The sequence below is a fragment of the Leucobacter shiyiweii genome (genome assembly GCF_052446065.1).
GTDB lineage: Bacteria > Actinomycetota > Actinomycetes > Actinomycetales > Microbacteriaceae > Leucobacter.
Map to the genome: position 1 here is coordinate 104259 of NZ_CM127080.1, position 20171 is coordinate 124429.

Here is a 20171-nt window from a genome sequence, read left to right on the forward strand (position 1 = left end):
TGAGCGGAAGGACAAAGAAGCGGAGACAGCCGGAAAAGAGGCGACTCGGTGGCAGGGGAAGGCAGCTGGTTACTCCAAGGAAGAATCCGCCTTGATGTCAAAGCTCGAACGTGCTGAACGCTCGGAAGCGGATGCTGCGGAGCGTCGTCGGAAGCGGGAGCAGCAGCTCGCAGACCGCAAGATCGTTGCTGAGAGGTCAGTATTCGAGTCCCGGTTGGCCGTAACTGAGCGCAATGTCTCTCATGCGCTCCGCCAATTGCCTTCGCCCAAGGCAGAGAAGCTCCGAGTCCTCATCCTTGGTGCCTCGTCCGACGGCGACCTACGGGTTGGTCGTGAGCAGAAGCGTATTCGTGCAGCCGTCGATTCAGCGTTGCACCGCGACCAGATCGAGTTGGATGTGCGGCCAGCGGCAACCACGGCTGATTTGCTCGACGGTATAACAAGGTTTAGGCCACATGTCGTCCACTTCTCGGGTCACAGCAATACCGACCTTATTGTTTTTGAAGATGAACGTGATGAACCTCACAATGGTGTGATTGTGACTGCTCATGCGTTTGCGCGCGCGATTAAGGCGACTGATCAACCGCCGTTGCTTGTGGTGTTGAATTCGTGCAAGGCAGCTGCGCAGACAGACAGTCTTGTAGCGGATGTCGTGCCGTTCGCAATCGGGATGGCCGACAGCATCGATGACGGAGACGCGATCAACTATGCGGCCCAGTTTTATGCAGCCGTCGCGAATGGTCAATCCATCAACTCGGCGCATTTGTCTGGACAAGCTGCTCTTGAACTCGCTGGACTTGGAGGTGCAGAGTTACCCACTTTGGCGCACGCCGCTGATGTCGACCCAACGATAACAATCCTCGTCAGCCCGCTTGATGGTAGCGGCGTCAGATGACGCGGCATAGCGGCAGCGCAGCGGCGGTGAATGCCTGAGCTTGCTGACCGACGAGGAGACGGGTCTCACACGACGCCTGGATCGCGGCCTGCTCGATCGCGGCGACGGCGGCGTCGAGTTCGTCGGTAGTGCGCGCTGAGACTGAGATGAGCCCGGTATAGCGCAAGATGCCGTGCCCCGCGGTGAGGTCGGCTTCCTGCTGGAGCACATCCTGAAACTCAGCGGTCTGCGAGGCATCCTCGATCTGGCCGATGCGCTGGCGCTGGGCCGCGTCTGAGATGTACTCCGTCTTCTTCTTTCGAATGTCACGCGCCGCCTGATCAGACCGCATCGGAGTGCACAGCAGTGAGAAGGATCGCTGGATCCCTGATGACAAGAGCACCGGTGCCAAGAAGCCTGGGTAGACCATCGATCGGGGCCACTCCGAGATCCACAGGACTGCGTGGAAGGCCGAGTCTGTGCGCAGCCTCGACCACGACTCGTTCACGGCGACGGGCCCCGCGGTGGCAAGTGACTGGCCGAGTGCACCGTGCCGTTCGAGTGTCGCAGCGATCGCTGGGTCGTACGCCGAACGCAGAATCACAGCGATCTCGCCGCACGACAACCAATCCGACGGGGCGAGGTCGGCTGATCGCAGCGCAGCGATCAACGTGGACATCTCTTGGCGAAGGACAGCCGCAGCGCCGCGGATTCCGCCACCGGCGGTGCGGATCTGCCGAGCCGCTGCGTGCATATCGAGCGAAAGTGAGAGCGTCGTAGCGTGGCGCTCACCCGCGGGCCCGGCGCGCTCAATCAGTTCGGCGTACGTCGTTGACGCCCATGAACCATTGGCGTTTCCATGTGACGCCCACCATCCAGCGAGCCCGGTGCCAGAATCTGGCAGCGTGCGCTCAAGCACTTGCAGCATCGAGAGCCGACCAGACCTACACACGGTTGCGAGCACACGACCCCAAGAGCTGACGCGCCGATCCTGCTCGCCGGGATCGAGGAGCACGAATGCTGGGTGAGAGACGGCAACGATGGCTGTGAGAGTGCTCGCGGTCGGGTCATGAACCATCCCGGCGCCCGTGATCGGATCCTCATACTCACGCAGCCGCGCCATGTCGCCGGGTAGCGCGAGTGAACCCGCAGGCCGTGGCCTCACAACGCGTCGCCGATAGAGCAACTGGCCACCGGTGCTCTTCCAGAGCCACCAGAAAATGACGGGGATCCATTCGACGATTGCCCGTCCAGAGATCCGGATCCACACTGCCGCCGCGGCGGAGAGCCACACGGGTGCCGAGAACGCGATGAGCAGCCCGCCTCCGGCGTAGAACGCCCACACCAGTGAGCCGACGCCAAGTCCGAGTGCGATCAGCTGCGAGAGTGACAGGCCAAGCAGGACGCCGCGTCGCGTCAGCCGGGAGAACTTCACCGGGACGAGATCACCGGCTCGTTGATCGTCGTAGTCCTTCGACATGGTGGGCTATTCCTTTCCTGCCGTGCGCGGCTGTGGAGGCTGGGTGCTGGGCGGTGCAGGATCGGTTCGAGGCGCGGGAGGCTGAGGCGTTGAATGAGGTGCGGCGGAAGCCGCGCCCAAGCCATCCGCACCAGCGGCCGCTGATTCGGCTGTCCCGCCAACAGCACCTCCAAGCTGAGGTCCGGCAGTAGCGGCACCTTTGACGACCTCCGCGCCGATGACGACCGCTGCCGCGGGGCCAGCCGCCGCGGCAGCACCGCTGGCCCCCGCGCCAGATCCTGCTCCCGCACCGGCAGCTGAAGCAGAGGTACTGGGCGCACCAGTTGCTGCGGGAGTGGCGTTCGGCGTCGCACCGCCGCCGGAGCCACCATCGAGCACCTTCTTAACTCCGTCGCTCTGCGGTTTCGACGGCACGGGCACGGGCCGGTTCACGGCGCTCTTTGCTTCTTGCTCGCTTCCCATCGCGTGGTAAAGATCGAAGCCGAGGAACGAGATGAACCGGTAGACCATGTATGGCGCGAAGGCTGCAATGAACAGCAGCACGATGCCTGAGATCGGTTCAGTCACGGAAGACAGATCGGCCTCAATCGGCGTTGAGACCTGCGTGATCGCGATGAGGAACACGACGACGAGGACGAGTTTGGAGATGATGAGCGCGACAACGAACGCGGCCCATTTACCGATCCATCCGCGGGTGACATCCCAGGCCGCTCCAGCGAATGCGATGGGTGCGAGCACGATCGCAACGAGCAACAACGCTTTACGGATCAGGAGCGAGAACCAGACAATCGCGACCGCACAGATCATCAGCCCGGCGAGGAAGATCGTAACGATCGCGCCGACGCCTGGAGCCGCGATGTTGATTGTGGTGAGCCCGGCGGTGAGGAGCGCGATCTTGTCGCCCATAGTTTCGGTGGTTTCTCCTGCCGCCTGGACGACACCGATGCATAACTGATCCACAATCTCCAGGGCAGTTGCCGTCAATGTGATGACGACGAAGGAGCCGAGAACGGCTTTGGCTGCGCCGAGTGCTGCGCGTGAGAGCGCGGCGGGCTCGCGTCTGATGAGGCTGAGGACGAGTTGGAAGCAGAAGAACAGCAAGACGATGAAGACACCGATGCCAAAGAGCAGGTTGTAGACATCGAGGTAACCCTCTGATTGGACGTCCACGAGAGTCGTGCTGTCGAAGACAGTCCACATGGCTTCGATGAGCCAGCCCGCGGCTTGACCCATCGTGGAGGCGAGCCAGTCGAAGGGCGCCGACACCAGAGTCGCGGCGCCTTCACCGACGGCATCGCAGACGTTGGATATGACGGGGATATCGCAGACACTCATCGAAGGCCTCCCTGAAGTAGTGGATGGGTGAGCCTCAGACCTGTTGTCCGACGTTCCAGAAGAAATTGATCAGGGTCACGGATGCGCCGCAAATGACAGCTGCACCACACGAGATGAGTACACCGAGCTTGCCGCGACCCGCGAGGTGCGGGTTCGACGAGTTCGATCCAAATCCCCACACGATCGCGGAGATGATCAGCGCGAGCACGGAAAGGATGAGCCCGACGGTCATGACGGCTCCGACGATGGTCCGCAACTGCGCGATCCCCGGCAGGCCGGAGTCATTCGGTGTGATGTCGATGTCCATCGGCAGGACTGCGGCGATGGTCGTGATGAGTTCAAACACGATGGCTCCTTTTGCGTGAACACCGCCGACGGCGGCAGGCGAAACATGGTCGAGAGCCAGGTGCACTATCGGTGCCGGGTGTTCCAGAGGCTGCGGGGCCCACCAACTTGGTCAATCGGATTAGTTAGTGGCAAGCAGTAGTGTGATGTTACTTAGCCGAAGTCGGTTCTTGTTCAGCAGCTTGGAGCTTCATTTGGAAAAAGACTTGTTCGCATCTCATCAGATATGGGGAGCGCTGAAAGATGTCGAATCCGCACTTACCCAGATTGATGAGCTCGGAGACGCCGTTATTTCATCAGAACTCGATGAAGTTCGACAAGTTCGTGCCTACGCTGTTGCGCTTTCAGAAGCAGATCAACTGTTCCTTATTGGTGTGCCCCTCCTCGATGAGCTGAACGCCGCTTGGTCTCAAGTCGGCACAAGTTTGAACAACTATCTCCAGAACCCTGCAGGTCATAAATCGCATCTTGACAACGCAACTGGACCGTATCTCGACGCGGTTCGGAGTTCTCTCTCGCGGTTCCCACGGGCGGATGAGGCCGGAGCAAAGAAGGCAGCTGCTACCCGAGCGGCATCGGCGTACCTGAGTCAACTTGATGAGTCTCGGGAGCTATTATCAGCTCAAATCCAGGCGCTGAAAAGTGATCGCAATCAGATGATCGAGCGGCACAAGGTCGAATTGGAAGAGCAGACCATTGTTGTAGAGAATCTACGTTCTCAAATATCTGCTTTAACTTCTCGAATTGGTGAGGACGAAACCCGGATCTCAACGGCACTCACCGAGTCAAACGAGGCCTTCATTAAAGCTCAAAGTGAGCGCCAAGAGCGCTTCGGAAAGTGGCTTGAACAACAAGAAGAAAGATTCGATGAGGAAGCGCGCCCGCAGTATGAGGGCATAATGGCTGCTGCGAACAGAGCTGATGAAGCTTTGAAGGAAGTTGAAGAACTGAGGACGAGCGTCGTCAACATGTCTAACCTCGCTTCCGGAGATATCCTTGGGGACGAATACAAGAAATCTGCTCGTTGGGATCGAGTCGCTGGGTACATCGGTTACGGGGTGGGCATACTTGCGGGTGCGATGGGCATTTGGATTCTTCTTTTTGCCTTCGGTGACGCGCAAGCCGGGCTCGAATGGCCCCAAGTAGCACTCAAGCTTGGGTTGACTACGGGTATCGGGGGTGTTGCTGCTGTGGCGTTCAGATTCGGCGGTCAGTCTCTCTCACGTGCGACTGCGTTCAAGCGGCAGGAGCTTGAACTCCGCGCGCTAACTCCGTTCCTTCAGGGAGTCCAAGGTTCTGATGAAGCGAAACTTACTTTCGTGCGGCAGGCCTTTGGCCGGGCATGGGTTCCAGAACAGAAAGCTGACCAATCATCCGATTCGGCCCCAAACGCGGAGCTAGTCAAGTTGGTGCAAGCTGCAGTCGAGGCCATCGCGAGGACCTCAAAATAGTGATCACGAGAGACATGTTTCGCTGCCTAGCTAACAAGAGTCTTGGGTTATAAGCTCTCACCGACGCTAATCAGCCAGTTCAGCCAGGTCACGCCGCCACCTGCGAGGATTGCGGTGCCCAGAGCTACGAAGACCCCCGCGCGTGCCTTAGCCGCGACCGCGGGGTTGCCGCTGGAGGTCGAGATGGCCCAGATGATTGCGCTGATGATGATCATGAGGACGGCGACAACAAGGATGATCGTGAGCATCGCTCCGATGACAACCTTGAGATCACCGATGCCGCTCATGCTGCCGAAGTCTGGAAATACATTCATGACGTGCCTCCTGTCATCACAGAACATCCAGCACCAGCAGTCGCCTCTGGGAGATCAGCGGCGTCGTGATCGTTGAGCCATTTCGCCGCATCGACCGCCTCCGCATAGGTGCCGCCTGGACGGACTTCAAAATGCAAATGTGGTCCGGTTGAACGCCCCGATGAACCGACATCACCGATGTGCTGACCGGCGATGACACGGTCTCCGACGGTGACGTCGATGCCGGTTTGCCACATGTGCGCATACGCGGTGGCGACGGTAGTGCTGTCGATGTGGTGTTCGATGACGATCAGCCCGCCCCAACCACCGGAGAACTCTGCGACGGTCACCACTCCATCCGCTGCAGCGAGAATGGGTGTCCCGTCGGCCGCGGCAAGATCGGTGCCGGTATGGAAGGCGTTCTCGCCGGTTATGGGATCGATGCGTGGCCCGAAGTCGCCGGTGTGAACCCAGGACCCTTCCGGCAGTGGAAATACGACACGGGAGGATTTCGTTACTGCGTCAGGTGGTGACGGCGATGTCGTTGGCGAAGTCGTAGTTGACGAAGCTGTCGTCGACGAAGTCGAGGCGCCACTCGTGAGCGTTGCGAGAATCTTCTCGGCAACGGGTTCGTAGTTGTTGTACCGATCCGGGTACGCCGAAACCTCGACAGCTTGTGCGGCTTCGCCCTTGCCCATGCTCTGCCAGCCGGGGATATCGAGCAGGCCGCGAGGCGATGGATAGTTGGGACCGGAGGGTCCACCGAAGAACGCAGCAGCCTGATATTCGGGGTCCATCAGGTCGGCGACAGATCCCCAGCCCGATTGCGGGCGCATTTGAAACAAGCCGAGCGAGTCGTGATCGGATCCATTTCCGTCGTTCGGGTAGCTCCCGGATTCTGGGTAGGTTCCAGTGTTCGCGAGTTGCCGCAGCGTTGACTCGGTGAGGGCGGCCATGAGTGCGATCTGCACGCCCTCGCGTGTGACACCTTCGATGCTTGAGCCCACGGTGATGATCGTTGCGGCATGCGTCAGTTGTTGCTTGTTGAGCGTGAACGTCTCCCCATTAGCAGCTGTCACCACGAGAGAGTCCGGTACGTTACCGAGCGTGAGACTTGACGATGAGAGACACGCAATAGCGGCGGGATTCATCACGAGGCCGACGGTGACGAGCCCCAGCGTCGGTGCGAGGAACATGAGAGAGACGACTGCGATCGCGAGTTTCTTCATCATGAGCTGGGTTCCTAGCGCAGCGGATTGTTTAGCTGTGATAGCCGCAGCACATAGCAGGCGTCTTTAGGCGGGCAGGCAATGAAAACTGTGAAGGCAACCTGTTGGTCGGCACTGACCGGGTCACCGTTCCAGTCGCCGGAGCGATGGCGGATTCCCTCGATCGTGAACGCGGTGGCACCGTCGGGGAGCTGGCCTCGTTGAGCTTGCGCGAGGGCGTCAGCCCAGGCATCCGGCATGTACGCGGAAGTGATCTCCAAGTGTTGCTGCGTTGCGTACTGACGCAGTTGCGTCCAGGCATCGTGCGTGGGTAAGTAGGTTGCAAGATCGGCTGCGAGGCCGGGCTGCTCGGCGCCGCTCGGGTCTGCAACGTCGAGGATGACCTCGGTGTAGTCCAGCGGAAGGAATCCACTGCCGGTGTCCCAGGTAAACAACGCCGTCGCGACGCTGCGTGCAAAGGTCTCGGCATCGGTGCTGCGGGGGATTGCCGGAATCCGAGGCGCCGGTCTATCAGGGGCGTTCGAGGGTCCAGGATCGTGTTCAGTAGTTGGTGAGACCGGGCCGGTTGACTCACCGTGCCCACGTGATCCGGTGATGAGTCCGTAGACGCCAACACCGGTGATGAGGAGCACCACGACTGCGGTGGCGATGAGGGCGACAACGGTGCGGCGGGAACGAGGAGCGGTCAGAAGCTTCATGCCTGGAAGGTGCGCAGCGTCGGCCGCGCATCAGATCGCTCGGAGGTTCCTTATCTCCATTGGCTGCTCAGCGGTATCAACGTTGGTATCGAGCGCTGTTCGGAGTCGCTCCGCGAAGTCTGAGGTCGCATCCACTGCCCGCAAGAACAACTCGACTTCAGCAGCACTCAGTTTGAGAGCGAGGTCGTCGACATCAAAGTGACGCCACCACCCATCGAGCTCAGTCCAGGTAACAACGAACGCGCGAACTGGCCACGGCTCGTCGTTGTCCGCACGATTCGTCTGCGGACTTGGCGAAGAGCGGCGCTTGGTGCGCGGCGTGCTCTTGAGACGCGCCAGAGCTTCTTCCGCCAGCTTCGCGACATCTTCCTCAGGTGCATCGGAGTCCGCCTCCGCGACAAGCTGGCGGGCCCGCAGATAACTCGGGTGTACCGGCTCGCCTGAACCGATGAGTTCGAGCTCGGCGGCAACTCCCACACGAACTGTCTCTGATTGATCTTGGTCCTCAGCGATCTGCTGCAGGTAGTTGATCTTCTCGAGCGTGGTGTGTGAAGCACCATAGGGGATCATCGCAGCGGCCTGGGCGCGAGATTGTCCCGGTGATTCTGACGGTGGCGCAAAATTTGCTGCACCGTCACTTCCCGGCTGATTTTCGCTACTGAAGCGTGAGGCTTCCTGCCGACGAGCGGCATCCTCAGCCATCAGCGCCTTGATCTCCCGATAGAGCGCTGCACTCTCCAGCTGCGTGAGCGGCTTGTGCAGCATGTTGTCATCTTGTTCAGCAAGCAGGTGCGCGAGATCTCCCGAGATACCTGAACGCACCCAAACCTTGACGTGCTGCCAGCCGAGCTGTTTGATCGCGGCCAATCGTCGCGCACCGCATACCAAGATCCCGTCGGGCGTGACCGTGATCGGTTGGAGCAAACCGTCACGCTCAATCGAAGCTGCGAGCGAGTCGAGGTCGCCGAGTCCAGTGCGGTGACGCCGCCCAACGCGGATCGATTCGACTGCACGGTCCAACTCGATGTGTCCGCCGTCCCGACTCACTGGTTGCTCCCGTGGACGGGGACCGACATCGCGATAGCTGTGACGAGGGCATCGTCGCTGAGGAGCGTTGCGAGCGCTTCACCGACGAGTATGCGGAGAAGGATGCCTCGTCCGGTGCTCGTCGCGCGATACGCGGGATGAGGGTGCCCGAGCAACACTTGCAATAGCGCCGACCAAGAGTCGGCGGGCAAATCGAGCAGTGCTCGGGCGTGCTTGTCTCGACGCAGTAGTTCGTACGCACTCTGTCGAGACCCAGCACGTACCACCGCGCTGCAAACGTGCTCGATCGCCGTACGGGCAGTGCTTTCGGGCCAGCCCAACGTTGTAAACAGAGTGATCGACGCGTCGATTGCGCGGCGCGCAGTGTCAACGTCGCGGGTAACGTCAGGGTCATCGTCCTCAGCGACCGAGTACCGGTCCACCACGTGAAATGCCGGGTGATAATCGGCCAGTGGGTTCTCTCGGTCGGCAAAGCGCTCCGGGTCATGGAACGCAGAAATATGGGGTCGACGTGCTTGATGGGTCGCGCAGAGCAATCCTTGTCCCCGCTCTTCAGCGATGCAGGTGACTTGAACACCGCGGGTGACTACGGCCCAAGGATCAATCGCCTCACGAGCGGATCGCGTCCTCATCACATCGAAAGCTGCCGACGCTGCCTCCCACGGATCGAGGCCATGCTTGCGAGCCAACGCCGCGTACTTTTCTGCGGCAAATGCGGCGAGGTCAGCGGCGACGCGGTCGTGCTTCCAGGTATGTGAACCCGAGCGGTGCAGCCGATGCAGGAGGGCGCGGAGCCCCTCGCTGGTCGTGTAGTCCTCGCGAGGTTGTGACGCAGAGTGGCTTGAATTGGTCATGGTGTGGGAACCTCCTGGCAAGCAGGTGCGCGCCCGCTCCCCAGCGGGGTCTGAGGTGTCCGTGAAGTGCCCATGAGAGGTCATGACCAACGATCAGTGCGTCCCGATCGCGCCTCGTTCAGCACCATGTCGGGAATTGCCATGGCCGAACGCGGATAACGGCGGGAGGTGCCGGGCCCGGTCTGCGATGCCGCGAGCGCTCGCCGCAGTCACTTCAAACGTGCGGCGCCGGAGTTCGGTCTGGAAGTTGATCCCCGCCCCGGCGACGCGCGAACTCCCGCGTGCAATCAGGTCAGTCGGACGCACCCATTCGACTCCTCGGCCTCGGTAGACCGATGGATCGACTCCCGCACGCGTGCGCCGACGCTGAACGCTCGCGGCCTCGACAGCTTCTGGCAAGAGATGATCGTTTCCCAGATGACGATCGGTGCTGGCAGTCAAAGCATCCTTCTCTATCTCGTTCATTTTGGCTCCTCGTCGGATGTCGTTGCGGGGGAGGGCTTATGGTCCTCAACGGTGAGCGGGATGCTGGCGAACCAGCGCCCCACGGTGGAAGGGTGCACATTCAGTTCGCGTGCGATGGCCTTGTTCGACCAACCGGCATCGCGCAACGTCATCGCAGAGTCTTGGGGTGAGGTCTGAATGGCTGACGTCTCAGTGCTTTCGGCTGTTTCAGTAGTCGCGGGAGTCCGGATGAGGAGCACGGTGAGATGCGTGATCGCCAGCAAGACCACGGGCGGAACTGCGGCGACCGCAGCGGCAAGAAAGCTCGGCACATCGGCATCCGCAGCGACTACGGCATGGATTGAATTCGCCGTGACCGACACGGCTGCCGCACCAGCGAGTAGTGCCCAGGGATACCAGGCGGCGCGGGCCCCGGCCAGCGCGACGACGGCGACGGTCGAGACGACGATGACTCCGTCGACAATCAGTGGCCATGCCCATGCTTGGCCATCACCAATTCCAGACCGTGCGGCAAGGTCTGCGAGCGAGGTGAACGACAGCCAGAAGGCTCCCACAGCAATGAAGACGGTGCCTGCCACAGCTGTCGATACTGCCCACCGTCGTCCGTCGAAGTCACTCATGACAGCACCCGAAAGGTTGATGAAGGCGGCGGTCGGTCGTGTGAAGTCGATGCGCTGACTCGTATCGATTGCTGCGGAGGGGCGCCCTGCACCGCTCGGTAAGCCGACCGCACGGTCGCCGTCGTTTCGCGGCGGCTGAGGCCCGCCCGCTCAGCGGCGGGACTCAGTGCTTCGAGCGCTTCGACTGTCGACACTCGCTGTTCAGCCATTTTGCAAGCGGCCCAGAAGAGTCCATGGTTGCGTTCGCCTTCTTGGCGCCGCGCAACCCAATCTACGAGGCGCTGCACATCGACAGGCTGCTGTGCTGACCGCCCACTTTGATGCGCCTCGTTACGCTGCGGGGGATCAAGATAGTCGCGGAGTTGCTGCGAAGCGAGCGCACGACCAGGTTCACGAGCCAACCGGAGTGTCTCGTATGGCCGTGATTGCCCATCGAGCACGCGAAGCGAGGGAGGGACGATGACGTATCCGCCATCACCACGGAAATCGATTCCCGCCCGCGCAGATTGCCACGAGCGTTGTTCCATATTCGGGTCTGCGGGGAAATAGAGATGGAGCCCACCGGATGGAGTTCTGACCGCGGCCTCCCAGCCGCTCAGCAATCCCGCGCGCCAGGCGCCATCGAGAGCGTCGTAGCCGTTGACAGAACCGTGCACGTCTACATCGACGACAACGAGTCCAGAGGTTGTACCGGTCGGCATCCCGATATTTGCGGAGGGAGTCGCGGTCCACCAGCGACGAATTAGCTCGGGATCGCTGCGGGCCGAATGAAATCCGCCCGCAACGACGGGGCGCTTCCCGCCTGCGGCACAGGGGAACACAGGGAAGCCGGAGCCGGCAAAAGCGAGTGCGCCCTGTTCGAGCGGCATCCCGCGATCAACATGATCGAGCGTTGTGGTGAACACTTTCGATGAACTCATCGCATTCCCCGCACGTCTGCCAGCGCCACCTGTTTTGGGGCAGCAGTAGCCGAAGGCGTGTGTGAAGCGCTCGCACGCTGAGCTGCCGCGACGTTGCGATGTGTCGATTCCCGCTCGATACCCGGAGGGGTACCGTTGCCGGTCATGGGGGTGTCGAGCTGATCGAGAATCTTGATGGCGGTGGCACGTACTCTGTCGCCGGTGGACTTGATCACGTCGACGGGTTCTTTTCCGTCGACCTGTGCCGCCCAGGTGGTGACGTATGGGAGTGTGTACCCACTGGTGTCCATGCCGTGCGCTGCGCCGATCATTAGTGCGACCGATTCTGCTTCGACTTCTCCGATGCCACGGTGCAGTCGTACGTCAGCATTCTCGGGGTCGTGCATAAGCACGTGTCCCAACTCATGCGCGAGGGTCTTCACCCGTGCCGCTGCATCCATGTCGGCGCGCACGAGCACGGTCTTATCGGTGTAGTTCGTGACGCCATTTGCCCCGTGAATTGATGATGTATCTGGTGCATCGCCCAACGCGAATCCCGCGGATTCAACCTGTTTCGCAAGCCCTTCCCACAGCCCGGCGGGTGCTTCGCCCTCAAGCAAAGTCGGGGCGGGTAGCTCAGGAAGTGGATCGCCTGCGGTCTGAGAGGCATCCCACACGTAGGCCGGGCGAACGCCGATCATCTTTGATCGCACCGCCTCACCTGGCCGAGGTTTCTCGAACTTCTTTAGTCGCCTCCATGAATCTGCATTTGCTGGCGTGGCAGAAGCGAAGCGGCCGGTGACGGGCGCGAGGATCTGATACCCGGGTTGCCCCTTCTGCACTTGGCGGCCGAGATCTTGCCATTGCTTGTATCCGGCGACGTAGGTCGGCATCGGATCAGGCACAAGGCCTTGCTCGTGGGCCGCCTGATGCTGCACCCAGATCAGCAGTGTGTTGTTGAAAGAACGGCTTCGAAAGTTGGCCCCGAACGTCAAGGCCCGCTTCCAATCGTCACCAGATACGAGTTCTTCGACGGCCCCCGCGAGCTTTTCGTGCAGCTCATCGAGCTTTGCGTCTCTGGCGGCTTGGCGATCCTCGATCGTGGCCATAACTGGATCTCCTCTCTGACGTGCCGCGCGGCGAACTCGTGCGGCAGTACATCTGAGAGGTACGCGTGGGTGTCCGGATCGGCGACAGAGTAACCGGCTTTTGGCATGGGTGGAGCGCATGGTGCACCTCCTCGGCGCAGAGACGGGTGCACGCTCAACACCCGTCGTTGAGCATGCCCAAAATCATGTGATCTACTGTCTAACATCACATTTGAGCATGCGCAACCCTTGATTTGAGCATGCCCAAGAGGTACATTGATCATGCGTAATCACCTCAAGAGGTGCCGTTTGACCATCGCCAAACCCATCCCGAAGGGAAGGGCACTATGCAACAGACCGAAGATCAGAACAAGGCCGCGGCCGAGCTTCTTGAGAAACGTCTGCGTCTGCTGCTCGACGTCAAAGCTGCCGAGACCGGTGCTGAACCGTCGTTCTCGGAGATCGCCGCATTCTTGAGAGAGCGCGGTACGAACCTGTCGCGATCCCGCTGGACCTACATGATCAACGGACACCGAAAGGTCGATGACGCTGAGGTGTTTGCGGGGCTCGCCGAGTTCTTCGACGTTGACGTCGACTTCATCACCGGTGATAGCGATGCCTCAACGCCCGAGAAGGTGAAGGCCCAGATTGATCTTGTGCGCTCGATGCGGGCAGCAAAAGTGAAATCGTATGCGACGCGTACTCTCGGTGATCTTTCGCCAGAAACGCTTCGGGCGATCAGCCAATTCTTGGATCAAGAGATGACACACTAAGCGAGCGCCACCGGTGTCGCTCACAAGGCTGGCGCCGAGGATGCGTCCGAAGCAGATAGTGAGCACGCAGTGAATATCGAACAGACCGTAACAACCGCAGTCGCGAGCTTGCAGCTGGGCGAAAACTTCACGTTCGCCGCACTCACCGATGCTGTGCAGCGGCAACGAGGGCGAGAGATCCGGGTCACTGAACTCGCGGAGCTAGGCGATAACAACGGGCTCTGTGCGTTGCTGTTCTACGGCGAGGATCAAGATGTGATCCTCCACGCCCGTACAGACTCGGCCCTTCATAGCCAGCAGTTCGTGCTGCACGAATTCGCGCACATCATTCTTGGTCACTGTGATGGCGAAGGCTGCTCGCTCAACGATGTCGTACACAACACACTGTTCCCCGACATTCCTGCTTCTCTACGCTCCCGTGTGCTGGCGCGGAAGGACGTGGAATCAGAAGACGAGATCGCCGCTGAAAGCTTGGCTGATCGCCTGGCCGCGGGCATCCGCGGGTCGGCGTTTGCGGAGACGAGCTACACGGAGATATTCGGTTGATCCAAATGCTTGTCGCAGGCGTCATGTGGACGCTGGTCGCAAGCCTGCTCATTCTGCGGCGAGGGCGTGCCGACCGCAGTATTACTTACGCTGCGGTTGCCATCGCGCTTGCGATGACGCTCAATATCGACGAAATCTACCTCGCGATCGATCCCGCACTGAGTGGAACGAACCTTGTCACCGTTGCGAGCGATGCTTTACTCATGACGGGTCTCTTCTTTCTGGGCCGGGGCGTGATGAAGGCAGGAGACTACCGGCCCCAACTGGTCAAGATCGCCGTCGGGCTCCCGGCGCTCGTCGTTGCACTTACCTGCGTCGCCGTACTGTTCTTCTTCATCGACCGCGGCGAGACGACCACAGAGTTCATGCGTGATCTTGGCGCTCATCCCGCTGCTGCGATCTACTCGATTACCGTCTTCGCGTACTGCGGCATTGTTGTCGCCGCCATGCTCGTGCTGGCCATGCGGCAGTTGCGACTCGCTTCAGGCGTGCTTCGAGTGCCCGCGATGCTGCTGGCGGTCGGAGCTGGTTGCGGTATTGCACTGTGCACCACCGTGATCATCATGGACGTCGCACACGTCACCGGCGCACTGAGTGTCATGTATGCGGTTGATCCCGCATACGGGCCGCTCATGATCGCGACGTTCCTGTTTCTTTGTGCGGGCTTCATTGCGCAGCCTGCAATGCGCTCGCTCCGGCAGCGCCTGCGTGATGTGCAGACCGACGTGCTCGTCGCCCAGCTCGACCCGATCTGGCGTGATGCAACCAGCCTCAGACCTGGTCTCAGCGGGAGCCACCCCACTCCGGGAATTCTCGAAGAACCCGAAGCACGATTGCATCGCCACATCGTCGAGATACGTGACGCCATGATCGACCCACGAGTGACCTTCGCCATCGACGATGCCGACCGCACATTGCTCGAACGTGCTGAGGCCCACTTGTTGGGAGTGAAGGTGCCGAAGACGAACCGGCGCAAGACCTCTGACGTTGAGGTCAAAGCGGAGTCGTCGTGAGAGTGGGGCATACCCTCGGCGCTGGCGTCGCGCTGCTGGGCGCAGGTGCAGCCGCTCTTGGTTGGGCTATCGCCCGCAAGCTCACCGCGCCCGTCGGCATGCGAACCTTCAACCTCGTTGTTCGCGGCATTGAAGACGACGGTGGTGTGCGCTGGATTGTGCTCGACCGCACGCCAGACACCACTGCACAAGGTGTCTACAATCTTTGGTTCGAACGAGGCGGTTGGGTGCAGCTCGGTAGCGTGATGCAGGGTCGCGGTCCAAACCGAATCGCCCGTGAAGTCACCGGAACTTCCGACGGCCCCACCCTCCAAGTGGGTGATCGTGTCTCGTGGAGCGGCATCTACTTTGCTACTCCAGCGGATGCGGGGCTCGAAGCTCATGACATCATGATCAACACCCCGTCGGGGTGCGCACCCGCATGGCGGGTCGGTGGCAGCTCGTCGACGTGGGCGATTCATATTCACGGTCTTGGCAGCTCCCGCGCAGGCACGCTTCGCGGCGTGCAAGTTGCCACGAATCTGGGGTACACGTCTCTCGTCGTGAGCTACCGTAACGACGGTGACGGCCTGAGCATCGGGGGCGGTCGCTCAACACTCGGGGCCACTGAGATAGAAGATGTCGAAGCAGCGATCAGTTATGCAGTTCGTCGTGGAGCCGAACAGCTCGTGTTGTTTGGTTGGTCGATGGGTGCCGCGATCGCACTACAGCTCGCGCACAGGTCGGGTTATGCGCAGCTAGTCGTAGGTCTCGTGCTCGACTCACCGGTGCTCGATTGGGTCGAGGTGATCAAAGCGAATTGTGTGCGAAGTAATCTGCCCGCGGCAGCAGGACAACTCGCTATTCCATGGTTGACCTGCGACCCGCTGGCTCGCGTAGTCGGGCTGCCGAGCGGGATCCCACTTCGAGAATTTGATTGGGTGCAGCGTGCAAATGATTTCACCGTGCCGACCCTGGTTCTTCATGGCGCCAGCGACGATTCAGTCCTCGCCACCCTCTCCGAAAAGCTTCGTAATCGACGTCCCGATCTTGTACAGCTTGAACTCTTCGACGCAGGTCACACGCTGTCCTGGAACTCGGATCGCGATAAGTGGCGCATTGCCGTTAGCTCCTGGCTTTCGAGACACGTGTCTGCCTGACTATCATCATTCAGGCCCCGTTGGCCGACTAGACCCGGAAAAACCCGACTCAAGCCGTCGTGACTCCGATACCATCGGGATAGTCAGCCTGTGCGGGCCGAGATGGAGGACTGAAGTCACCGAGCCGTCGCTGTCTACCGACGACATTGCCTGGGTTCTTCGTCCCAACCCCAGTCTGTGACTACAATCCAGACTGGATGATCGTCTTCACTGAAGGGCGCGTGAAGCACGTCTACTTCGTCGCTGAAACCAAGGACTCACTTTCGACCCTCCAACTCAAGGCATGGAGGACGCCAAGACTGAGTGCGCGCGGAAGTTCTTTGCGTTTCTCAATGCCAAGAACGGTAATGAAGTCAAATATGGCGTCGTCACCGGCTACACCGAGCTGATGCAGCTGGTGACGTCGTAGGAGGTGCTCGGTGTTTGGAGATCGACCGCGCTTGGATGACTAGGGTCTGCTGCACGTTTAGGTGACGTTGAAAGAGCAGGCCGACACTGATCAGGCGCGCTGCCCCCAAGAAGCGGTTAGGAACACCCGCCGTCAGCGGTCGGCCCGTCCAAAGACGAGGAAGCGTGCGGGCCGGGCGATCGAGCGCGGAGGCAGATGAACGAGGGATGGCGTCTCGGGTGCTGATGCAGTGTAAGGACTGTACCAGCCTGCGCAGTGACTGCTGGGATGGCGGCATCGCGGGTGTGGCCGTGGGGCGGGTCAGCTGACGCCGGATCATGAGGGGGAACATCGTCCTCGCCATCGTCCTCTCCTCTTCCCAATGGCACTCTTCGGCATACCCGCCCTTGCCAGGGTCATACTCGTGCACGAGCTCGCCGAGGTGCTCGTGATCTTCAGCGGCATCCGGGCCGCGCGCAGGCCCGTGGGCGCAAGGCCCAAGGCCATATTACCGACCGCTGCGCCGACGCGGATCGACGAGGGTCGACACTCCCGAGGGGGCGATCGCGAAGTAGCAGCCTCTGGCCCCCCGAGGCTTTCGATGCTAAATTGTTACATAACTAAGGAGGTGATGGAGTGAAGGGTGCACGCTCAGCGGCGCGACGACCGCTGTCGCGGCGTGCGCTCCTGACCCTCGTCTGGGTCGGCGCCTTCGTCATCCTCGGTCTCGTCGGACTGCGCGCGCACAGCGCCGAACTCAGCAGCGTGCCGGTCATCGCCGAGGCCTCGGCGATCACCAGCGCGACCACCCCCTCAACAGCCTCGACCGCCACGCTCGTCGAGGGGGGCGAGCACGCCGCCCACGGCAGCGTGCAGAGCTGGCACCTCGATCTCATCGCGATCTGCATGCTCACCATGCTCGCCACCCTGATGCTGGTCGTGCTCTTCACCCGGCGACCGTGGCTACAGCTGCGGCTCGGCAGGATCCGCGAATGGGCGGTCGCCCTGCCGCGCGCACCCGCCCGCCCGCAGCCATTGCTGCTCCTTCACTCGATCTCGCGAACCTGATCTCCACCGGGAAACCCGTGCACGGGGATAGCCCGCGAAGCTCCGTGTGCCTCCAACCGGCACCACGTTCCCTCTGAGAGCTTCGCCGGCCCCTGCAAAAGCGCTGACATCGGCACGCCTTCCGGCATTGCGCACTCTCGAACATCACTCGGGCGCACGAGCGCCCCCGATCAGGAGCCAGCAGTTTGAACTCCACAGATTCACCGATCAAAGCTAAACACTTCCTCTTCGTCTTCGGCACCGTGCTCCTGAGCATCTGTTTCGCCGTCGTCTCGTTCTTCGTCCTCGGAGTCGTCTTTTGAGGCGGCGTCGGCACGCCGAGGAATCGGCGGGGCCGAGGCGGAGCACCTGGATCGAACCCACTGATACAGACGAACGCTCGACCGACGACTCGGCTCGGCCCCGCCGATCCAAGCATGCAGCCGCAGCACCGTCCACGGTGCCATACACCGATCTCCCGGCGCAGCCCGTCAGCGAGCGGCCTGCCGCCGAGGAGACGCCGACCGGGGGCGGAACGGAACCCGAGACCGGCACGGCACGGCGACGCTCACAACTGCGCAGCTTCGTCGCTGGCAGTACGGCGCTCGCGAGCGTCACCGTACTCGTGGCGGGTACCGTCTTCCCTGCGACCAGCGCCGCGACCGCCGATACCCCCGTCTTCGCGAGCCGACAGCAGGCCTTCGTCACGGGAGGCACAACCGACACTCCGACGCTGCTCGACGAGCTCTCGGTCTCCCCGACTGCGATCGCGCCCGAGATCGGGCTGAGCGGTGGGGCAGTGACCGTCAGCGGCCTCACCGACACCACATTGCAGTACCCCTTCGCCCAAGAGGTGCCGCTCACCGATGGCTTCGGATACCGCTCCGCACCAGTCGCAGGCTTCCACGACGCACAAGACATGGCCGCTGCCGGCGGCACTCCGATCCGCATCGTCGGTGACGGCGTGATCACTGAGGCTGGCTGGGCCTCCGACGGCTGCGGCTTCTCGCTGAAAGTCCAGCACCAGGTTGCCGGTCAAGAGGTCATCAGCCGGTACTGCCATATGCAGGAGAACTCCCACTCCTGGCAGGTTGGCCAAACCGTTCAGGGAGGCGACCAAGCCGGACTCGTCGGAACCACCGGGATGTCCTTCGGCAACCACCTGCACCTGGTGGTGCGCGTCGAAGATGAGCCCGTCGACCCGCTGCCGTTCATCGCCGCGAACTCGAAGTAGCCCCCTCCCCGGCGAGCACTCGCCAGCGTCAGTAAGGACAACCCCCGACCGTGTACCCCGCGATGGCCAGCCTCGAGCTCGGCGACCTCTTCCAGTTCGATTTGCGCAGCATGTCGCCGCTCGCCTGGCTCGCCGTCGTCTGCCTCTCCATCTACCTGACCGGGGCGATCTCCCTCTGGGTACGGGGAAAACGATGGGGCGTCGGTTCGACGCTGCTGTTCACCGTCGGCTGCCTCCTCTGGTTCGCGGCCACCGGACTGCGCGCGAACGCCTACGCCGAGGAACTCGTCTCGGTGCTGCTCTTCCAGCAGATCACGCTCATGGTCGTCGCACCCCCGTTCCTGCTCATGGGCTCTCCCGGCCGTCTGCTCCTGCGCGCGACGCCGCGCCGGGGACTCGGGCGGCCGGTGATGCGCGCCGCGCTCAGCGCCTACCGCTCGCGCACCGCCCAGGTGCTCCTGCACCCGGCCACCGTGATCGTCATCGCCGTCGTCGCCTTCCCCACCCTGTACTTCACCGACACCCTGAGCTGGTTCCTCGAGCTCCCGTCCGGGCATCTCATCCTGCTCACCCTGTTCCTCGCCTTCGGAATGATCGGTGGCGCTCCGCTGTGGTCACTTGACCCGTTGCCGCGCGCCCCATCGTTCGTGGTACGCATCGTCGACGTGCTCTTCGAGATCCAGATCCACGCAATCTTCGGGCTCGTGCTGCTGCGCAGCACCGAACCCATGTTCCGTTGGTACGCCACCGACCCCGAAGCGTGGGGGATCAGCCGCGCTCTCGACCAGGCCATCGCTGGCGGCCTGATCTGGTCATACGGCGAGCTGCCGCTGATCATCGTGCTCATCGTCACCATTTCCAAGTGGCGCACGAGCGATCTGCGGCAAGCGAAACGTCGAGAAGCTCAAGAGGACGCGGAACTCGACGCCTACAACGCCTACCTCGCCGCGAAGTTCGGAAAGGAGCAGTGATGGCGACGATCCTGATCTTCGCGCTCACCGCGATGCTCGGCGTGCTGGCCATCTTCCAGATCGCCCTGGCTGCCGGTGCACCGCTCGGCAAGTACGCGTGGGGCGGGGAACACATCACGCTCCCGCTCAACCTCCGCCTCGGCGCGATCTCCGCTGTGCTCCGCTACGCCTTCATCGCTTTCATCGCCCTCGATCGCAGCGGCACCATCGCTGTGCTGCCCGGGGAGTTCAGCTTCTGGGTGATGTGGCTCATCGTCGCTCACCTCGGGTTCAGTGTGATCCTCAGCCTGCTCTCCAAGAGCAAATACGAGAAGATGACGCTCGCTCCCTACACCTTCGTGATGGGCCTGCTCAGCCTGCTCATCGCTCTTCAATAGGGTGC

General features: G+C 61.5%; 23 protein-coding genes and 1 pseudogene. 11 read left to right on the forward strand and 13 right to left on the reverse strand.

Annotated features, from left to right (window positions below; all coding sequences use genetic code 11):
* Positions 1-94: 94 nt before the first annotated feature.
* Complete coding sequence (locus ACTNFJ_RS00485) at positions 95-895, forward strand: CHAT domain-containing protein (RefSeq protein ID WP_435906747.1); 801 nt, start codon at positions 95-97, stop codon at positions 893-895.
* Here the strand turns inward: ACTNFJ_RS00485 and ACTNFJ_RS00490 are convergent.
* The 3 genes from ACTNFJ_RS00490 to ACTNFJ_RS00500 are packed head-to-tail and all read right to left on the reverse strand — an operon-like array spanning position 888 to position 3996.
* On the reverse strand, positions 888-2354 hold the full coding sequence (locus tag ACTNFJ_RS00490) for an SCO6880 family protein (RefSeq protein WP_435906746.1): 1467 nt from the start codon (positions 2352-2354) through the stop codon (positions 888-890). The two genes, ACTNFJ_RS00485 and ACTNFJ_RS00490, sit on opposite strands and share 8 nt — an antisense overlap.
* Positions 2355-2360: 6 nt before the next feature.
* Positions 2361-3689 carry a TrbL/VirB6 family protein gene (locus ACTNFJ_RS00495; RefSeq protein WP_433647351.1) on the reverse strand — a complete coding sequence of 443 codons (1329 nt, stop codon included), beginning with the start codon at positions 3687-3689 and terminating at the stop codon, positions 2361-2363.
* A gap of 34 nt (positions 3690-3723) precedes the next feature.
* Positions 3724-3996: a DUF6112 family protein gene (locus ACTNFJ_RS00500; RefSeq protein WP_245190222.1), complete on the reverse strand. Its 273-nt coding sequence runs from the start codon at positions 3994-3996 to the stop codon at positions 3724-3726.
* Positions 3997-4228: 232 nt separating this feature from the next.
* Here ACTNFJ_RS00500 and ACTNFJ_RS00505 point away from each other — a divergent pair, with 232 nt between their 5' ends.
* Positions 4229-5485: a hypothetical protein gene (locus ACTNFJ_RS00505; protein ID WP_435906745.1), complete on the forward strand. Its 1257-nt coding sequence runs from the start codon at positions 4229-4231 to the stop codon at positions 5483-5485.
* A gap of 47 nt (positions 5486-5532) precedes the next feature.
* Here ACTNFJ_RS00505 and ACTNFJ_RS00510 read toward each other — a convergent pair whose 3' ends face one another.
* The 9 genes and pseudogenes from ACTNFJ_RS00510 to ACTNFJ_RS00550 all read right to left on the reverse strand — a co-directional run bounded on the left by ACTNFJ_RS00510 (position 5533) and on the right by ACTNFJ_RS00550 (position 12699).
* Complete coding sequence (locus ACTNFJ_RS00510) at positions 5533-5799, reverse strand: DUF6112 family protein (RefSeq protein WP_435906744.1); 267 nt, start codon at positions 5797-5799, stop codon at positions 5533-5535.
* A 20-nt stretch (positions 5800-5819) separates the two neighbouring features.
* Positions 5820-7010 (reverse strand): annotated as a pseudogene (locus tag ACTNFJ_RS00515) (M23 family metallopeptidase); the annotation flags it as partial.
* 11 nt (positions 7011-7021) lie between these two features.
* Positions 7022-7705 carry a hypothetical protein gene (locus ACTNFJ_RS00520; RefSeq protein ID WP_433647345.1) on the reverse strand — a complete coding sequence of 228 codons (684 nt, stop codon included), beginning with the start codon at positions 7703-7705 and terminating at the stop codon, positions 7022-7024.
* A gap of 30 nt (positions 7706-7735) precedes the next feature.
* Positions 7736-8752 carry a ParB N-terminal domain-containing protein gene (locus tag ACTNFJ_RS00525; protein WP_433647343.1) on the reverse strand — a complete coding sequence of 339 codons (1017 nt, stop codon included), beginning with the start codon at positions 8750-8752 and terminating at the stop codon, positions 7736-7738.
* The gene (locus ACTNFJ_RS00530) at positions 8749-9606 is read right to left on the reverse strand and encodes a hypothetical protein (RefSeq protein ID WP_433647341.1); all 858 of its coding nucleotides are present in this window, start codon (positions 9604-9606) and stop codon (positions 8749-8751) included. The genes ACTNFJ_RS00525 and ACTNFJ_RS00530 overlap by 4 nt, the downstream gene beginning before the upstream one ends.
* A 93-nt stretch (positions 9607-9699) precedes the next feature.
* Entirely contained in the window at positions 9700-10071 is a 372-nt protein-coding gene (locus ACTNFJ_RS00535) for a hypothetical protein (RefSeq protein WP_433647339.1), read from the reverse strand.
* Positions 10068-10691, reverse strand: coding sequence for a DUF2637 domain-containing protein (locus ACTNFJ_RS00540; protein ID WP_433647337.1), 624 nt, complete (start codon positions 10689-10691; stop codon positions 10068-10070). The genes ACTNFJ_RS00535 and ACTNFJ_RS00540 overlap by 4 nt, the downstream gene beginning before the upstream one ends.
* On the reverse strand, positions 10688-11611 hold the full coding sequence (locus ACTNFJ_RS00545; protein ID WP_433647335.1) for a bifunctional DNA primase/polymerase: 924 nt from the start codon (positions 11609-11611) through the stop codon (positions 10688-10690). Before ACTNFJ_RS00545 ends, ACTNFJ_RS00540 begins: the two co-directional genes overlap by 4 nt.
* Positions 11608-12699, reverse strand: a complete 1092-nt coding sequence (locus ACTNFJ_RS00550; RefSeq protein WP_435906743.1) for an ArdC-like ssDNA-binding domain-containing protein — start codon at positions 12697-12699, stop codon at positions 11608-11610. Before ACTNFJ_RS00550 ends, ACTNFJ_RS00545 begins: the two co-directional genes overlap by 4 nt.
* A 326-nt stretch (positions 12700-13025) precedes the next feature.
* Here ACTNFJ_RS00550 and ACTNFJ_RS00555 point away from each other — a divergent pair, with 326 nt between their 5' ends.
* From ACTNFJ_RS00555 to ACTNFJ_RS00580, 6 genes are all read left to right on the forward strand, one after another.
* Positions 13026-13451, forward strand: a complete 426-nt coding sequence (locus tag ACTNFJ_RS00555; RefSeq protein WP_433647331.1) for a hypothetical protein — start codon at positions 13026-13028, stop codon at positions 13449-13451.
* 69 nt (positions 13452-13520) lie between these two features.
* Positions 13521-13997, forward strand: coding sequence for a hypothetical protein (locus ACTNFJ_RS00560; RefSeq protein ID WP_433647329.1), 477 nt, complete (start codon positions 13521-13523; stop codon positions 13995-13997).
* A 5-nt stretch (positions 13998-14002) separates the two neighbouring features.
* Complete coding sequence (locus ACTNFJ_RS00565; protein ID WP_433647327.1) at positions 14003-15010, forward strand: MAB_1171c family putative transporter; 1008 nt, start codon at positions 14003-14005, stop codon at positions 15008-15010.
* Positions 15007-16149, forward strand: coding sequence for an alpha/beta hydrolase (locus ACTNFJ_RS00570; protein WP_433647325.1), 1143 nt, complete (start codon positions 15007-15009; stop codon positions 16147-16149). The genes ACTNFJ_RS00565 and ACTNFJ_RS00570 overlap by 4 nt, the downstream gene beginning before the upstream one ends.
* Before the next feature lie 283 nt (positions 16150-16432).
* On the forward strand, positions 16433-16558 hold the full coding sequence (locus ACTNFJ_RS00575; protein ID WP_433647429.1) for a hypothetical protein: 126 nt from the start codon (positions 16433-16435) through the stop codon (positions 16556-16558).
* A gap of 615 nt (positions 16559-17173) precedes the next feature.
* Positions 17174-17605: a hypothetical protein gene (locus ACTNFJ_RS00580; RefSeq protein WP_435906742.1), complete on the forward strand. Its 432-nt coding sequence runs from the start codon at positions 17174-17176 to the stop codon at positions 17603-17605.
* Positions 17606-17805: 200 nt separating this feature from the next.
* On the opposite strand, the gene ACTNFJ_RS00585 is transcribed toward ACTNFJ_RS00580, so the two are convergent.
* Entirely contained in the window at positions 17806-18051 is a 246-nt protein-coding gene (locus tag ACTNFJ_RS00585; protein ID WP_435906741.1) for a hypothetical protein, read from the reverse strand.
* On the opposite strand from ACTNFJ_RS00585, the gene ACTNFJ_RS00590 reads away from it, so the two are divergent.
* The 3 genes from ACTNFJ_RS00590 to ACTNFJ_RS00600 all read left to right on the forward strand — a co-directional run bounded on the left by ACTNFJ_RS00590 (position 18045) and on the right by ACTNFJ_RS00600 (position 20166).
* Positions 18045-18818, forward strand: a complete 774-nt coding sequence (locus ACTNFJ_RS00590) for a M23 family metallopeptidase (RefSeq protein WP_336992084.1) — start codon at positions 18045-18047, stop codon at positions 18816-18818. The two genes, ACTNFJ_RS00585 and ACTNFJ_RS00590, sit on opposite strands and share 7 nt — an antisense overlap.
* Before the next feature lie 62 nt (positions 18819-18880).
* Entirely contained in the window at positions 18881-19789 is a 909-nt protein-coding gene (locus tag ACTNFJ_RS00595) for a cytochrome c oxidase assembly protein (protein WP_435906740.1), read from the forward strand.
* Complete coding sequence (locus ACTNFJ_RS00600; protein ID WP_433647320.1) at positions 19789-20166, forward strand: hypothetical protein; 378 nt, start codon at positions 19789-19791, stop codon at positions 20164-20166. The genes ACTNFJ_RS00595 and ACTNFJ_RS00600 overlap by 1 nt, the downstream gene beginning before the upstream one ends.
* Positions 20167-20171: the final 5 nt, after the last annotated feature.

Coding starts and splice junctions, on each gene's coding strand:
- ACTNFJ_RS00530 (WP_433647341.1), bottom strand. CDS start 9,606: ATGACCAATTCAAGCCACTCTGCGTCACAACCTCGCGAGGACTACACG.
- ACTNFJ_RS00565 (WP_433647327.1), top strand. CDS start 14,003: ATGCTTGTCGCAGGCGTCATGTGGACGCTGGTCGCAAGCCTGCTCATT.
- ACTNFJ_RS00510 (WP_435906744.1), bottom strand. CDS start 5,799: ATGAATGTATTTCCAGACTTCGGCAGCATGAGCGGCATCGGTGATCTC.
- ACTNFJ_RS00535 (WP_433647339.1), bottom strand. CDS start 10,071: ATGAACGAGATAGAGAAGGATGCTTTGACTGCCAGCACCGATCGTCAT.
- ACTNFJ_RS00490 (WP_435906746.1), bottom strand. CDS start 2,354: ATGTCGAAGGACTACGACGATCAACGAGCCGGTGATCTCGTCCCGGTG.
- ACTNFJ_RS00585 (WP_435906741.1), bottom strand. CDS start 18,051: ATGGCACCGTGGACGGTGCTGCGGCTGCATGCTTGGATCGGCGGGGCC.
- ACTNFJ_RS00500 (WP_245190222.1), bottom strand. CDS start 3,996: ATGGACATCGACATCACACCGAATGACTCCGGCCTGCCGGGGATCGCG.
- ACTNFJ_RS00555 (WP_433647331.1), top strand. CDS start 13,026: ATGCAACAGACCGAAGATCAGAACAAGGCCGCGGCCGAGCTTCTTGAG.
- ACTNFJ_RS00575 (WP_433647429.1), top strand. CDS start 16,433: ATGGAGGACGCCAAGACTGAGTGCGCGCGGAAGTTCTTTGCGTTTCTC.
- ACTNFJ_RS00520 (WP_433647345.1), bottom strand. CDS start 7,705: ATGAAGCTTCTGACCGCTCCTCGTTCCCGCCGCACCGTTGTCGCCCTC.
- ACTNFJ_RS00485 (WP_435906747.1), top strand. CDS start 95: ATGTCAAAGCTCGAACGTGCTGAACGCTCGGAAGCGGATGCTGCGGAG.
- ACTNFJ_RS00595 (WP_435906740.1), top strand. CDS start 18,881: ATGGCCAGCCTCGAGCTCGGCGACCTCTTCCAGTTCGATTTGCGCAGC.
- ACTNFJ_RS00550 (WP_435906743.1), bottom strand. CDS start 12,699: ATGGCCACGATCGAGGATCGCCAAGCCGCCAGAGACGCAAAGCTCGAT.
- ACTNFJ_RS00540 (WP_433647337.1), bottom strand. CDS start 10,691: ATGAGTGACTTCGACGGACGACGGTGGGCAGTATCGACAGCTGTGGCA.
- ACTNFJ_RS00600 (WP_433647320.1), top strand. CDS start 19,789: ATGGCGACGATCCTGATCTTCGCGCTCACCGCGATGCTCGGCGTGCTG.
- ACTNFJ_RS00545 (WP_433647335.1), bottom strand. CDS start 11,611: ATGAGTTCATCGAAAGTGTTCACCACAACGCTCGATCATGTTGATCGC.
- ACTNFJ_RS00495 (WP_433647351.1), bottom strand. CDS start 3,689: ATGAGTGTCTGCGATATCCCCGTCATATCCAACGTCTGCGATGCCGTC.